This is a genomic window from Flavobacterium sp. YO64 (assembly GCF_004119505.1).
Lineage (GTDB): Bacteria > Bacteroidota > Bacteroidia > Flavobacteriales > Flavobacteriaceae > Flavobacterium > Flavobacterium oncorhynchi.
In genome coordinates this window covers 147,144-161,470 of the sequence record NZ_NRQV01000008.1, presented here as the reverse complement: position 1 = coordinate 161,470, position 14,327 = coordinate 147,144, and the positions used below count along the sequence as shown (strand labels likewise).

General features: G+C 31.4%; 10 protein-coding genes. 3 read left to right on the top strand and 7 right to left on the bottom strand.

The genetic code is table 11. From position 1 onward, the window contains the following. Nucleotides 1–134: 134 nt before the first annotated feature. Nucleotides 135–893 (bottom strand): family 16 glycosylhydrolase, encoded by a 759-nt coding sequence (locus BOW57_RS07955; RefSeq protein WP_129053676.1) that lies wholly within the window; start codon nucleotides 891–893, stop codon nucleotides 135–137. Between the two features lie 189 nt (nucleotides 894–1,082). Here BOW57_RS07955 and uvrA point away from each other — a divergent pair, with 189 nt between their 5' ends. After that, nucleotides 1,083–3,878, top strand: coding sequence for an excinuclease ABC subunit UvrA (uvrA, locus tag BOW57_RS07950; RefSeq protein WP_129053675.1), 2,796 nt, complete (start codon nucleotides 1,083–1,085; stop codon nucleotides 3,876–3,878). 85 nt (nucleotides 3,879–3,963) lie between these two features. Here the strand turns inward: uvrA and BOW57_RS07945 are convergent, their stop codons facing one another. The 6 genes from BOW57_RS07945 to BOW57_RS07920 all read right to left on the bottom strand — a co-directional run bounded on the left by BOW57_RS07945 (nucleotide 3,964) and on the right by BOW57_RS07920 (nucleotide 11,989). After that, nucleotides 3,964–4,263, bottom strand: a complete 300-nt coding sequence (locus tag BOW57_RS07945) for a hypothetical protein (protein ID WP_129053674.1) — start codon at nucleotides 4,261–4,263, stop codon at nucleotides 3,964–3,966. Between the two features lie 247 nt (nucleotides 4,264–4,510). Then, nucleotides 4,511–6,163 (bottom strand): mechanosensitive ion channel family protein, encoded by a 1,653-nt coding sequence (locus BOW57_RS07940; RefSeq protein WP_129053673.1) that lies wholly within the window; start codon nucleotides 6,161–6,163, stop codon nucleotides 4,511–4,513. Between the two features lie 92 nt (nucleotides 6,164–6,255). Further along, a complete protein-coding gene (locus BOW57_RS07935) occupies nucleotides 6,256–7,725 on the bottom strand; it encodes an oligosaccharide flippase family protein (protein ID WP_129053672.1) in 1,470 nt (489 codons plus the stop codon). 76 nt (nucleotides 7,726–7,801) lie between these two features. Continuing rightward, nucleotides 7,802–9,085: a glycosyltransferase family 4 protein gene (locus tag BOW57_RS07930; RefSeq protein WP_129053671.1), complete on the bottom strand. Its 1,284-nt coding sequence runs from the start codon at nucleotides 9,083–9,085 to the stop codon at nucleotides 7,802–7,804. 119 nt (nucleotides 9,086–9,204) lie between these two features. Beyond that, nucleotides 9,205–11,652, bottom strand: coding sequence for a YfhO family protein (locus tag BOW57_RS07925; protein WP_129053670.1), 2,448 nt, complete (start codon nucleotides 11,650–11,652; stop codon nucleotides 9,205–9,207). A gap of 49 nt (nucleotides 11,653–11,701) precedes the next feature. Further along, the gene (locus BOW57_RS07920) at nucleotides 11,702–11,989 is read right to left on the bottom strand and encodes a DUF4834 family protein (protein ID WP_129053669.1); all 288 of its coding nucleotides are present in this window, start codon (nucleotides 11,987–11,989) and stop codon (nucleotides 11,702–11,704) included. A 124-nt stretch (nucleotides 11,990–12,113) separates the two neighbouring features. Between BOW57_RS07920 and BOW57_RS07915 the strand changes: the two genes are divergently transcribed. Both BOW57_RS07915 and BOW57_RS07910 read left to right on the top strand, forming a co-directional pair. Then, nucleotides 12,114–13,082 (top strand): transporter, encoded by a 969-nt coding sequence (locus tag BOW57_RS07915; protein WP_129053668.1) that lies wholly within the window; start codon nucleotides 12,114–12,116, stop codon nucleotides 13,080–13,082. A 52-nt stretch (nucleotides 13,083–13,134) separates the two neighbouring features. Beyond that, complete coding sequence (locus tag BOW57_RS07910; protein ID WP_129053667.1) at nucleotides 13,135–14,253, top strand: GTP cyclohydrolase; 1,119 nt, start codon at nucleotides 13,135–13,137, stop codon at nucleotides 14,251–14,253. Nucleotides 14,254–14,327 lie beyond the last annotated feature (74 nt).

The following is a 14,327-nucleotide window of genomic DNA, read 5'->3' as shown; positions in this document are numbered from 1 at the left end:
TTTTGTTTTAAATCATTAAAAAAAACGGAAATTTTAGTAAGTATAACACTTTTCAAAAACAAGCATAAATAACTTACTTTTAAACATTTACACTATTCAAATCTGCATTATTTCTAAATTTTGCGACGATTTTTTTATTGATATACTCTTACGTAATCTACATAAAACTTTTGCGGAAAAATGGCATCGTCTACTTCTGGTCCTCCAAAATTTCCTCCAACTGCCAAATTCAAAATAATATAAAATGGTTTATCAAAAGGCCAGGTATCTTCGTTTTTTACAGAAGGATTAAAGGTATATACTAAAGTTTTGTCTACAAAAAATTCAATTTTATCTTTATCCCACTCAATAGCATACAAATGATAACCTTCTTCAATATTTAAAAATTTAGTTCTTTTAGTGTTGATTGTATTCCCGTGACTGTCTTGCGTATGAAGCGTCGTGTAAACCATGTGAGGATCTTTGCCTACATATTCCAGAATATCAATTTCACCGCTTTTTGGCCATTGCACCTCGTCAATATTAGCGCCAAGCATCCAGAAAGCAGGCCATATACCTTGTCCGACAGGTAATTTTGCCCTTGCTTCTATCCTGCCGTATTTAAACTCTTTCTTACCTTTAGTTGTAATTTTTGTCGAAGTATATTTATTTCCTTCTTTTCTGGCTTCGATTACCAAATTACCGTTTTTTATTTCATGATTAATTTTGGTATAAATCTGCCTTTCATTATTACCAAAACCACACGAATTTGGGCAGCCGTCTCCAAGTTCAAAATTCCAAAACTTTTCATTTATTTCTTTCTTATTGAAGTTTTCTTCCCATACTAACTTTCTTTTTACTTCTTGTGCATATGAAAAACTGCAAACGAGCATAAATAGAACTACTTTATTCATAACTATCACTTTAAGAATTATTAAAACTGTTCTAAAATAGAATATTTCATAAACAATAGCACCTTTATAATCGAAAAACTTTGAGATAAGAATTCGGAACTAACAATGTGATTCTGTTAAAATTTGGAACAATATCCTTAACTAAACTCAATTCAAAATTGATTACTTTTGTAAAAATTGACATTTTTTATGCAAATCGATCTTTCTACACTCGACCCAAAACAAAATATTATAATAAAAGGAGCACAAGTACATAATTTAAAAAATGTAGATGTTGCTATTCCGCGAAATAAACTTGTTGTAATTACAGGTCTTTCAGGATCAGGAAAATCAAGTTTAGCATTTGATACTTTATATGCCGAAGGACAACGTCGTTATGTAGAAAGTTTATCTTCATACGCACGTCAGTTTTTGGGGCGTTTAGACAAACCAAAAGTAGAATATATTAAAGGTATTGCCCCGGCAATTGCAATTGAGCAAAAAGTAAACACTACAAATGCTCGTTCTACAGTAGGAACTTCAACAGAAATCTACGATTATATTAAACTTTTGTTTGCCAGAATCGGACGCACTTATTCTCCTGTTTCTGGTCAGGAAGTTAAAAAAAACACTGTTTCTGATGTTGTTTCTGATGTAAAAACATTAGAAATCGATAGTAAATGGCTACTTCTTGCTCCTATTCATCTTGAAGAAGGACGACAGCTCGAAGATAAACTTAAAGTATTATTACAACAAGGTTTTGCTCGTATTCTGGTCGAAAATGAAATGGTGCGTTTAGATGAATTTTCTGCAGAAAACCTACATCAATTAGATAACAAAGATATTTTATTAATTATTGATCGTATTGTTGTAAAGGAAGAGGAAGAGTTTTACAATCGTCTTGCTGATGCTGTTCAAACTGCTTTTTTTGAAGGAAAAGGAATTTGTTATCTGCAAGAATTGGGTTCAGATAAACGATTTTCTTATTCTAATAATTTCGAATTAGACGGTATTACTTTTCTTGAACCAAATGTTCACTTATTCAGCTTTAATAATCCGTATGGTGCTTGTCCAGTTTGTGAAGGTTACGGAAATATAATTGGCATCGATGCCGATTTGGTTGTTCCTAATACTTCGCTTTCTATTTTTGAAAGCGCTATTTATCCTTGGCGAGGCGAAAGTATGAGCTGGTACAAAGATGAATTAGTGAAACATGCATATAAATTTGATTTCCCAATTCACAAACCTTATTTTGAACTTTCTGATAGTCAAAAAGACTTAATTTGGACAGGAAATCAATATTTTCAAGGTCTAAACAGTTTTTTTAAAGAACTTGAAGAGAAAAATTATAAGATACAAAATCGTGTAATGCTGTCGCGTTACCGCGGAAAAACGAAATGCCACGCTTGTCGTGGAAAACGTCTTCGTGAAGAAGCTTCATATGTAAAAATCAACGGAAAAACGGTTTCAGATTTGGTTGATTTACCTATTAAACATTTAGTTACTTTTTTCAAAAACATCAATTTAAATACTTACGAGCAGCAAATTGCAAAACGTTTGATGGTCGAAATTAATAATCGTTTATCGTTTTTAACCGAAGTTGGTTTAGATTATCTTACCTTAAATAGAAACTCTTCAACACTTTCGGGAGGAGAATCACAGCGTATTAATCTAGCCACTTCGTTAGGAAGCAGCTTAGTTGGCTCTATGTATATTCTAGACGAACCTAGTATTGGACTTCATCCAAAAGATTCTGAAAGATTAATTAAGGTTTTGCTTTCGCTGCGTGATTTAGGCAACACTGTAATTGTGGTAGAACACGATGAGGATATTATGAAAGCGGCTGATATGATTATTGATATTGGTCCTGAAGCAGGAACTTTTGGAGGAAAACTGGTTGCTCAAGGAACTTATGAAGAAATCCTAAAATCAGATTCGCTTACTTCTAAGTATTTAAATGGAGATTTAGAGATTTCAGTTCCTCAAAGAAGAAGAAAATTCAAAAATCATATTAATATTATTGGCGCAAGAGAAAATAACTTAAAGAATATTAATGTTACTTTTCCTTTAGATATTCTAACTGTGGTTACAGGAGTTTCAGGAAGTGGAAAAAGTACTTTGATTAAGAAGATTTTATTTCCAGCCATGCAGAAAAAACTGGAAAATGCTGCAGAAAAAGCAGGACAATTTAGTGAAATTAAAGGCTCTTTCTCGCAAATAAAACATATTGAATATGTAGATCAAAACCCGATTGGAAGAAGTTCCAGATCAAACCCTGTGACGTACATAAAGGCTTATGACGATATTCGTGATTTGTATGCTAAAGAAAAATTATCAAAAATAAGAGGTTATCAGGCGAAACATTTCTCTTTTAATGTTGACGGCGGACGTTGTGAAACTTGCAAAGGAGAAGGCTCTATAAATGTTGAAATGGTATTTATGGCTGATGTTTCTCTGCCTTGTGAAACCTGCGGAGGAAAACGATTCAAAAAAGAAATCTTAGAGATTAATTTTGACGATAAAAACATCAACGATATTCTGACTATGACGATCGATGATGCTATTGCTTTTTTCGAAAAAAATAAACAGACAAAAATCACGCAAAAATTACAGCCTTTACAAGATGTTGGTTTAGGATATGTGCAATTAGGTCAATCATCCTCTACTCTTTCCGGTGGTGAAGCACAGCGTATCAAATTGGCCTCATTTTTAGTAAAAGGAGCAACAAAAGATAAAGCTCTATTTGTTTTTGATGAACCTACAACTGGGCTTCATTTTCATGACATTAAAAAGCTGATGGCTTCATTTGATGCTTTAATCGAAAAAGGACATTCAATAATTGTGATTGAACATAATCTTGATTTAATTAAATGTGCGGACTGGATTATCGATTTGGGACCTGAAGGCGGAGAAAACGGCGGTCACTTATTAGCAGCAGGAACTCCTGAAGAGATTGTTAAAGTAAAAGAATCTGTTACTGGAATTTATTTGAAAGATAAATTGTAGTTTTCTATACTTCAAAAAAAAAGCCATAAATTATATCAGCTTATGATATTAATTTATGGCTTTGTTATTTTAAAATTAGGAACGTTTACGCCAGTAAACATTTTTCTTCAAAAGGAAAACCATCTTCATCGATGGCAACTAGTACTTTTTTTTGTTTTGAGGCCTCGATTGTAAGATACAGCCATGCAAATGACCATAATCCAAGGGTTAAACAAAAAATAATAAAATTCAAACCGTGGTTAACTGCTTTTCCGCCCTTTGAAAGAACTGCGAAAAGTAATTCATCATTTCTCTCTTCTAATACAAATCCGTTATGAACTTTGTTTGAAATCATATTCGAAAACACCTGTACACTTTGTTCCGGACTGAGATGATTGTTTTTCATAATCCTTCATTTTGGTTTAGTCTGTATGCGAAATTTTCTAAATTCTCAACAATTCCCAATTAAGTACTGCATTCAAAAACAAACATCAGCAGAGCCTTTTCATATCCTATTAAACCATTTAGTTTTTTTTCAATAAAATGGAACGTTAAAAATTTAACCTAAAATTATATTTTAAAATTAAAACTACAAAATAAACAACTGTTAAAATTGATTCTTTAAAACAGTATATCAATACATTAACAATAACTTAATCTTTATTTTTAATGTTAAATGATGAAGGTTTATAATCATTTTTTAAATAATTTTCTGGTATAGTGGTCATGTTACCATCTCTTAAAGCACTATAATGCGGCGACATAATTTCGATTCCGGCTTCATTAAAAGCATCTTGAATATTTTGATGCAATGAAGAATAAATTAATGGCTGTTTTGTAGGTTCTTTTGTATAAACGTTTATTTGATACGATACATAAAAGTCGTCTAAACTGGTCTGTAAAACAAAAGGCGGCGGCGTTTGTTCGATCATTTGTGTTTTTAGTGCAGCATCTATCAAAGCCTTATGGATATCTTTCCACGGAACGTCATATCCAATGGTAACTGTAGTATGAATTAATAAACCATTATTAACTTGTTTCGTATTTGATGAATAATTGGTTGACGTACTTGATAAAACTGTTGAATTTGGGATTGTTATATCTTCAAATTTAGGCGTTCTAATTCTGGTAACTAAAGCTGTTTTCTCGATTACTTCACCGCTTACATCTCCAATTTTTATAAAATCACCTATTTTAAACGGACGCATATACGTAATTACTAAACCTGCAACCATATTTGCAATTGCGTTTGAAGAACCTAATGAAAATAAAACCCCGACAAATACAGATACTCCTTTAAAAATTGGCGATTCTGAACCAGGCAAGTACGGAAAAATAATGACTACCATAAAGGCAAGCAATAGAAATCTAACAATATTAAATGTCGGCATTGCCCAATCGTTGTAGAAACCGTCAATTTTAATATTCTCTTTTTTAATTTCTTCAAAAAAGAACTTAATCACTTTTATGGTATATCTAAAAATAACAACAATAACTATAATGGTGACTAAACTTGGCAGAAAGTCAACAAACCCCATAACGGCTGATTTTGCTGGCGTAAGAATCCAACGCAGCAATGTTGTTGTGTAAGCTTCTGTAGCAGGAAAAATGCTAAACAACAGCGGAAGTGAAAGATAAACTATTAAAACAAGAATAATACCTTTTACAAAACCATACAACTGCATTCCGAGCGCCTGTTGCTTTTGAGGTGATAAAATTTTAATATTATTATAATTAAAACCTTTAAAATACTTATCGCTGTTTTTTAAAATATAGAGTTTTACTCGGTTAAAAAGTTTACCAACAAAATACAATATACTGCCAATAATCAAAATCAACAAGGCTGTGTACCCAAGTCTTTTTGGCAGCATCGAATAATTTTCATTTTGATAAATTACTGCTTTCTTTATTAAAGACAAATTGCGTTTTGCAATAAATTCTGGGGTCTGGTTTTCAGCTTTTGCATCAACGTCAAGAATTGACATAATAATAAAATCATCTTTATAAACGATGTCTTGAGAAATATCTGAAGGAATAATTACAAGTGAATCTGAATCAAAAAGTGAATCCTCATAAAGTTTTCTAATTTTCTCGGTAATCGCTTTCGCCCTGTTTTCGGCAGAAAAAGACCCAACTTTGTTATAAACAAAGAATAAAGTATCCTTAAAAGGATTTACAGGAAATTTTGCTTGTTTTAGTTCAACAGCAGCTTTTTTTGATACATCTAGACTATCTTTTTGAGCAAAAGTTAAAGATGAAAATAAAACAATGAAAATCGCTAAAAAACAAAGTAATTTCTTTTTCATATAATGTTAGCTGTAAATGATCCTTTCTAACAAATATAAAAACAAAATAGATTCAAATTTAAATTACTTTACTGTTTCGCAATAAAATCGTATTAAATTTTAATCCCAATTTTATTTAAAAGGGTATCTATTACTTTATTAATATCTGGCGAAATATTAAATTTATAATTCAGATAAACATATAAAATGGTTACCAAAATTGATTTCAAAGCAATACTAATCAATTGATAAAATGGGAATTCCCAGAAATAAAACAATAGAAACAAAACAAAAGTTAATACCATTGATGAAATTGTCTCTTTTGTAAAAGGGTACAAATGAAGTTTTTTTACCACAAAAAGAAGTTTTGCTAAACTGTATAGAGTAATTGATAATAAAGTTGCAAAAGCCGAACCGAATATTCCGAAAATTGGAATAAAAATCATGTTTAAAATGACAGTAAGAACAACTAACATTAAACCAAGATACAAAACCATACGGTAGTATTTTGTATTAAAAATAATGGCATTATTGTTTCCTAAAATCAGGTCAAAATATTTTGATAAACCAATCATAAATACAACCGAAATTCCGCCGCTGTATTCTTTAGGCACCAATTCATAAAGCTGATTGATGTTGACAAAAATACACAGCATTACAAATCCACCTACCATTTGTAAATTGATAGAAGTCTTTTTATAAAGTATATTCAATTCGTCATACTTATTTTCATGCATTAATTTTGCCGTTATCGGATAAACGATTTGATGCATCGCACGACTTGGTACCGAAATTACTAAAGCAATGTAAGTCGCCACAGAATAGAACGCAATATTCTCAATCTGCATATATTGGTTTAGCATCATCTTATCGCCATCTAAAAGCAAATTAGCAACACTTCCCGATAAAATAATATAAAAGGTATATATTAATATTTCTTTTGTATTTGCTGGTATTGTAAACTGAAAAGTTGGTTTCTGAATGCTGAATGCATATAGCATGGTTATCAAGAATGCCAAAAAATACAAACCTGCTGTTGCGTACACAAAACCTTCTACGCTAAGCCAATCATAATAAACACCTATTAATAGGAATAATGAAAATAATCGCAATCCAACTTCTTTTACAAAGTTTCCAAAAACGGAATGCATATTTACTCGCAGCCAAGCATAAAAAATTTCAAAATACGCCATACATAATCCTATAAATGGTATTAACCAGATATAACTTTTTACAATTGCGTTCTTTTTTGACACGAAGAATAAAATCTCATCATAAAAAACAAGACCAATCAGTAAAATTGGAATTATTAACAGCAAAGGAAATAAAACAGTAAAGGATAAAAAACGAGATTTTTCCTCTTCAGTTTTATACTGCGAATAAAATTTTACTAATGTATTTTGCATTCCAATCGCAAACAAAGGCATGATAACATTTGCGCAAGATGTCACATAATTAGTTAAACCATAAAAGGTTGCTCCTAAAAAAACAGGATATAAATAAAGGGTATTAATGGCTCCAATTCCGAAACCTATATAGGTAATAATAGTATTTTTGAAAGACTGATTTAAGACAATACCCATTTTTTGATTGCAGAGTTTAGATTGTAGAGTTTAGATTTTTGATTTTCTGCTCTCTTTTAATTTTGAAATTGTTGTTTTAACTAATTAACTGTGCTAATTGTTTGGTAAGGTTTTTTCTTGAATATTGCTGTAAACCAACGCCATAAGACTGTAGTTTCCCTTCCAAAAACTGATTATAAAAGTCCAAAATTACACTTTTTAGTTTCACTTTTTCAGAATAATCAAAAAATACTCCTGTATTAGTTTCTGTAATAATATCGGCAAAATCAGAACCTTGTGGACCAATCGCAATTATTGGTCGATTTGAGACCATGTATTCAAACAATTTTCCTGGTATAATACTTTTAGTATCCTCTGAATTTATTTCGATTAAAAGTAAAACCTGTGACTTTTTTTGATGCGCGATTGCTTCATTATGCGAAACATATCCTAAAAGATTTAAATACTCATTCAGTTTAAATTCTTCGATAGAATCTAAAACTTCCTGACTTACGGCACCAATTAATTTAATTTCTAAATGCTTTTTAAAATCCGGAATTTCATTAACCAGTTCAACAAGACATTCCCATAAAAATCTTGGATTTCTTTCTGATAAAAAAGAACCAATGTGCGCTAAAGTAAACTTCGTGTCGAGTGGTTCTTTTTCTACTTTTTCAAGATCATAACCATTTGTAATTACCGATATTGGTTTATTGGTAATAGCCTGAAATTCTGTTTTTGTAGTTTTACTCGTTACAATAATAGTGTCAGCCGTATTAAGAACTTTATGTTCTAAATTTTTATGCTTTTTTGCAGCATAATTTGACAAACGAAGTGATTTGTGATAGCCAATTGTTGTCCAAGGATCACGAAAATCTGCAAACCATTTTACATTTAGTTTTTCTTTTAATTCTAAACCAATTAAATGCAAACTATGTGGTGGTCCAGAAGTTACGATCGTATCAATATTATTTTCTTTAATATATTTTTCAAGATAAGAAACCGAAGGTTTTACCCAAAAAACACGCGCGTCTGGAATAAAAAGGTTACCACGAACCCAAAGAAAAGTCTTATCTAAAAATGTCTGCTTTTTTTTATGCGGAAAAATTCCCGAACTTATCTTCTTCGTTTTATTTTTTGAAAAAATAGAGGCCAATTGATAAGGCTCCCAAATTTTATTTTTTAGTACAATTACTTTGTCAGATATTTCACTTACCAAACCTTCATCTACAATTGGATAAGTTGGATTCTCTGGAACATAAACAATAGGTTGAACATCAAATTCTGGAAGATATTTTACAAATTTCAACCAACGTTGTACTCCCGGTCCTCCTGCTGGTGGAAAATAGTACGTGATAATTAAGAGCTTCTTTTGTTCCAAGGAAAATTGTTTATTGTTTAAAAGTGTAAATATTTAGAAGTTATTTAAGACATGGCAATCATTTTAATTGATTTTACTCTAAATCATATGAAAACCTAATTTAAAAACAAACAAGAGTTTTAGTTTTCTGTTTTCTTACTTTTTCTTTCAAAATAAATCCCGCCAATTAAAAGCAACATCATCCCTACTGAACTAGCCAAGTTAATGATTCCTCCTGTTTTTACAACCTGAGGTTCAAACTTAAACTCAATAGTATGTTTTCCTCCAGGAACTTCCATAGCTCTTAAAACATAATCAACAGGGAAATGATCTGTTAATTGACCGTCAACATAAGCATTCCAGCCATTTTTATAATACATTTCAGAAAAAACAGCCAAAGCATCGCCTTTACTGTCGGATTGGTATTTAATATAATTTGGTTTATATTTTACCACTTTAATTGTTCCCGTTGTATCCCATTGTTTTTTCAATCGGGCATTTCTAAATTTACCTTCATGTTCACGTACATTGAATACTGCAACTTTTTTAGTATCGATATAATTCAAAGCTTTCATTACATCGTCTGGTTTGTTAACCAATTTTACTGAACTTACAAACCAAGCGTTTCCATTTGCATCAGGGTTTTGCGTTGGAATATCTTTACCCTCTTTATCGGTTTGAATAACATACTTAACATTTAACATGTTAAGTATTTCCAAATTCATGTTTTTATTTTTATTCGCAATTTGGTAATCAAATAACTGTTGAATTCTTCTTGGTTTTGCAGCATGATAACCACCAATAGAATGATGAAAATAAGAAGCTCTTGCACTTGACATATTTCCGCTCATTTCAAAAACTCTATAATGTGTAGTATCCTTTAATATTTCAACATCTGAAGGTGTTTCTTGAAATGGAGCAGCAATTTGAACAGGGCTCACAAAATCTTTAGCCGAAACATATTTTTTATCCACAAAAAACAAATCAAAAATCATCAGCACAGCAACAATTATTAAAGCTGTAGTCTGAGAAAATTTATTTTTAATAAATAACCATAAAACTCCAAAAGTTACAATTATAAAAAATCCAGATCGAAGTAAATCTGCAGAGTACAATGACATTCTATCTTCCTTCAAAGCATCAACAAAAGCTGGTCCATAACTTTCTAAAAAGTACTGATCATTCATTCCTGTAAAGTGAAAAGAACTTTTTGCAATTACTAAAATAACAATGATTCCCAAACCAAAAACACCTGTCTGAATCAAAGCTTTTTGCTGTAGTTTTGGTTCTTCTTTAGCTTTAAAGAACGATTGCAATCCCATTACTGCAAGTACAGGGAAACATAATTCTAAAATTACTTGAATAGAAGATACTGCTCTAAACTTATCATACATCGGAACATAATCTATAAAAAAGTCGGTCAGAAAGGAAACGTTTTTTCCCCATGAAAGAACTAATGAAACCAATGCTCCTGAAAGAAATACGTATTTTATTTTTCTATCATCAATAAACAATGCTAAAACTGCCAAGAAAAAAACAACAACTCCAATATAAGCTGGCGCGGCAACAATAGGCTGGTCGCCCCAATATGTAGGCATTCCCGATACAAAATCTTCGGCTTGACTTGCCGGCACACCCTGCTCTATCATAAACGAATACATACGACTGTCAACACCAACATTTTCGTGGTTTGAACCTCCAAAAAGTCTCGGCGCAATTAAATTAAAACTTTCTGCGATTCCGTAACTATATTCGGTAATATATTCTCTGCTTAAAGCATTTTCGTTTGTCTTTTTAGTTCCGTCAGGATTAAAAGTTAATTCGCTGTTACTACGAGTACTAAATTTAGCATATTCGCTGGTAGCCATTAAATTAGCTGCATTAGCACCAATAGCAAAAATTCCCGCTACAGCCAGCGTACCTATTGCAATTAAAAGCGGTTTGTATTCTTTATTCTTTACAAAAGTAAAAGCAAAATAACCCGAAAGTATCAATAAGAAAATCAATAAATAATAGGTCATTTGAAAGTGATTCGCATTAACTTCTAATGCAACCGCAAACATGGTGAGCAGACCTCCCCAAATATACTTTTTTTGAAAAACGAGTATAAATCCAGCAATAACAAGAGGCATATATGCAATTGCATGCGCTTTTGCATTATGACCAACTCCAAGAATTATAATTAAATAGGTCGAAAAACCAAAGGCAAGTGCGCCGATAAAGGCTTTTAATGGATCTGTTTTTAAAACCAATAACAAACCATAAAACCCTATGAAATATAGAAAAAGATAATCTGCAGGGCGTGGTAAAAAACGCAAAAGATCGTCAATTTTACCAATAAAATCATTCGGATAATTTGCTCCTAACTGATAAGTAGGCATTCCGCCAAAAGCAGAGTTTGTCCAATAAGGTTCTGTGTGTTCAGCAGCCCTGAAGTCATTCTGCTCTTTTGCCATTCCGGTATATTGAGCAATATCTGACTGAAAAATCTGTTTTCCTTGCAGAACAGGATAAAAATAAACTAATGATACAAGAATAAAACCCAGAATTACAAGGGCATGCGGATAGAACTTATTTACTATTTTCAATTTTGGCAGGTTTGGTTAAATGATGAATCCTATTTTTTAGGATACAAACTTAATCTATTTCTTCGTAATCAACATAATCCCCAACCTTTTTGGTTTCGCGAGGTTTTTTTGCATTAGCGGTATCGATGATTATCTCATCTTTTGTAGTGTTACGAGTTTGCTGCCAAGAATTATCTTGACTATATTGTTGTTGTCTCTGAAAATTTTCTCCTGCTTTTTCAACTGCTTTTTTTACCAATACTGGCAAAAAGATTCTAGCTAAAAATTTAAAAATATAATAAAATGCTATTATATAACATATAGCTTTTATTAAACCTGAAAAAGATGCTTCTTGCATAATTGTATAATTTTTGTCAAAATTAATAAATCCATTGTTTAAAATTAAAATATCAATCTTAAATAAATAATAAAATATAGTACATTTGAAATGCGTTATAGCTTTTTAATCAAAAAATACATTTATGTTGAAAATTAAAAACTTACTTTCTACATCTCTTCTTTTAATACCACAATTTTTCTTTGCTCAATACACTGATGTAATAAACTCAAACAGACCTGGGGAAACTATGTCTGCTTATGCTGTTGGAAAATCTGTTATTCAAGCAGAAATTGGCGTTTATGGCATTAAAGAAAAACATGATTTACTAGACTACGACGCGAGTGGTTTTGGTACGGATTTTACAATAAGATATGGTGCTTTTTTAGAACAGTTAGAATTTATTGTTGATTTGCAATATCAAATGGAAAACTTTGATACTCCATACACCAGCTACAAAAAAAGCAATTTCAGACAAACTGTTTTAGGGGCCAAATATTTGATTTATGACCCTTACAAAAATTATAAAGACGAAGTAAACATCTACAGCTATAAAGCCAATCGCAGTTTTAAATGGCGTGAGCTAATTCCGGCAGTTTCGATATTTGCAGGAGCAAATTTTGTTGGTGCCGACAATCCTTATTATTTCTCTCGTGATGGCGAGATTTCTCCAAAAGTTGCCTTGGTTACACAAAACTTATTTGGAGGCGGAAGATGGGTTTTTGTAACCAATATTATTGCTGATTATATTGGCACTGATTATCCAAGTTATGGTTACGTATTAACTTTAACACACGGATTTAATGCAAAATGGTCTGGGTTTGTTGAAAATCAAGGATATAAAAGTGATTTCTACAGTGATGCAATCGTTCGCGGCGGCGCAGCTTATCTTTTATCGCCAAATATGCAGATAGACGCTTCGATAAGTACAAATTTTAAAAATACTCCATCTGTTTTATATGGCGGTGTTGGTTTTTCTTGGCGTTACGACGGATGGTATAAAGAAAAACAAATCGAGCTAAAAAATAATGAAAGGGCTAAAAAGAATCCTGAAAATGAAAAAGAAATAGATTATCAGGCAAGAGAAAGAAAACGCAAGGCTAAGTACGAATAAATTTTAATAACCAAACTCTCTGAGCTAAGAGAATTTTTATAATACCACCTTAATGATTACAATTAAAGAAGCTAAAACTAAAAAAGAATTAACCGAATATATCAAATTTCCGTTTTCGTTATACAAAGACAATCCATATTGGGTTCCACCAATAATTGCTGATGAATTAGAGTCTTTTGATAAAACAAAAAACCCTGCTTTTGATAATGCCGAAGCTTACTTTTATCTTGCTTATAAAAACAATGAAATTGTGGGAAGAATTACTGCAATTATCAATTGGGCCGAAGTAAATAATCAGCATAAAAGAAAAGTTCGTTTTGGATGGTTTGATGTAATTGATGACATAGAGGTTACAAAAGCATTGCTCGAAAAAGTATTTGAATTAGGAAGAAAACATAACCTTGAACATGCCGAAGGCCCAATGGGTTTTTCTAATTTAGACAAAGTTGGTGTTCTTACAGAAGGTTTTGATCAAGTTGGAACGATGATTACTTGGTACAATAATCCATACTATGTAACTCATTTTGAAAAACTAGGTTTTCAGGTTGAAAAAGAATACATCGAAAGTATATTTCCCTTTTCGAATGTAAAACCAGAATTTTTTCTTAAAGCACAAGCCTTAATTAAAAAACGCTATGAACTTAGAGCTCTTAATTTCACTAAAACAAAAGATATTATGCCGCATGTCGACAAAATGTTTGATTTGTTTAATGAAAGTTATGCCAAATTAGCTTCGTTTGTTGCGATTTCAGATGTTCAAAAGGAGTATTTTAAAAAGAAATACATCAGTTTTATCAATCCTGAATACATAAAATTTGTAGTTGATAAAGATGATAACTTAGTCGCTTTCAGTATTGTTATGCCAAGTTTTACCGAGGCACTGCAAAAAGCTAAAGGAAAACTTTTCCCATTTGGTTTTCTTCATCTTTTAAAAGCAAGAAAGAAAAGTAAAGATGTAGTTTTTTACCTTATCGGTGTTCACCCAGATTACCAAAATAAAGGAGTTACCGCAATTATTTTTGATGAATATTTCAAAACTTTTTCTGAAAAAGGAATTGTAAACTGCATCAGAACTCCAGAATTAGCAGAGAATACTGCAATTCATTTACTATGGAAAAACTTTGATCCAAAAATTCACTGCCAAAGAAAAACATATTTAAAATACCTTTAAAAGTATTTAGTTGTAAAAATCAATATCTGATTTGAAAATATAAAAAAATCCATTCGCAATAAACGAATGGATTT

What these genes read in the sequence shown, in the direction of transcription:
- BOW57_RS07955 (WP_129053676.1), bottom strand. Translation starts at nt 893, where the DNA reads ATGAATAAAGTAGTTCTATTTATGCTCGTTTGCAGTTTTTCATATGCA.
- uvrA (WP_129053675.1), top strand. Translation starts at nt 1,083, where the DNA reads ATGCAAATCGATCTTTCTACACTCGACCCAAAACAAAATATTATAATA.
- BOW57_RS07945 (WP_129053674.1), bottom strand. Translation starts at nt 4,263, where the DNA reads ATGAAAAACAATCATCTCAGTCCGGAACAAAGTGTACAGGTGTTTTCG.
- BOW57_RS07940 (WP_129053673.1), bottom strand. Translation starts at nt 6,163, where the DNA reads ATGAAAAAGAAATTACTTTGTTTTTTAGCGATTTTCATTGTTTTATTT.
- BOW57_RS07935 (WP_129053672.1), bottom strand. Translation starts at nt 7,725, where the DNA reads ATGGGTATTGTCTTAAATCAGTCTTTCAAAAATACTATTATTACCTAT.
- BOW57_RS07920 (WP_129053669.1), bottom strand. Translation starts at nt 11,989, where the DNA reads ATGCAAGAAGCATCTTTTTCAGGTTTAATAAAAGCTATATGTTATATA.
- BOW57_RS07915 (WP_129053668.1), top strand. Translation starts at nt 12,114, where the DNA reads ATGTTGAAAATTAAAAACTTACTTTCTACATCTCTTCTTTTAATACCA.
- BOW57_RS07910 (WP_129053667.1), top strand. Translation starts at nt 13,135, where the DNA reads ATGATTACAATTAAAGAAGCTAAAACTAAAAAAGAATTAACCGAATAT.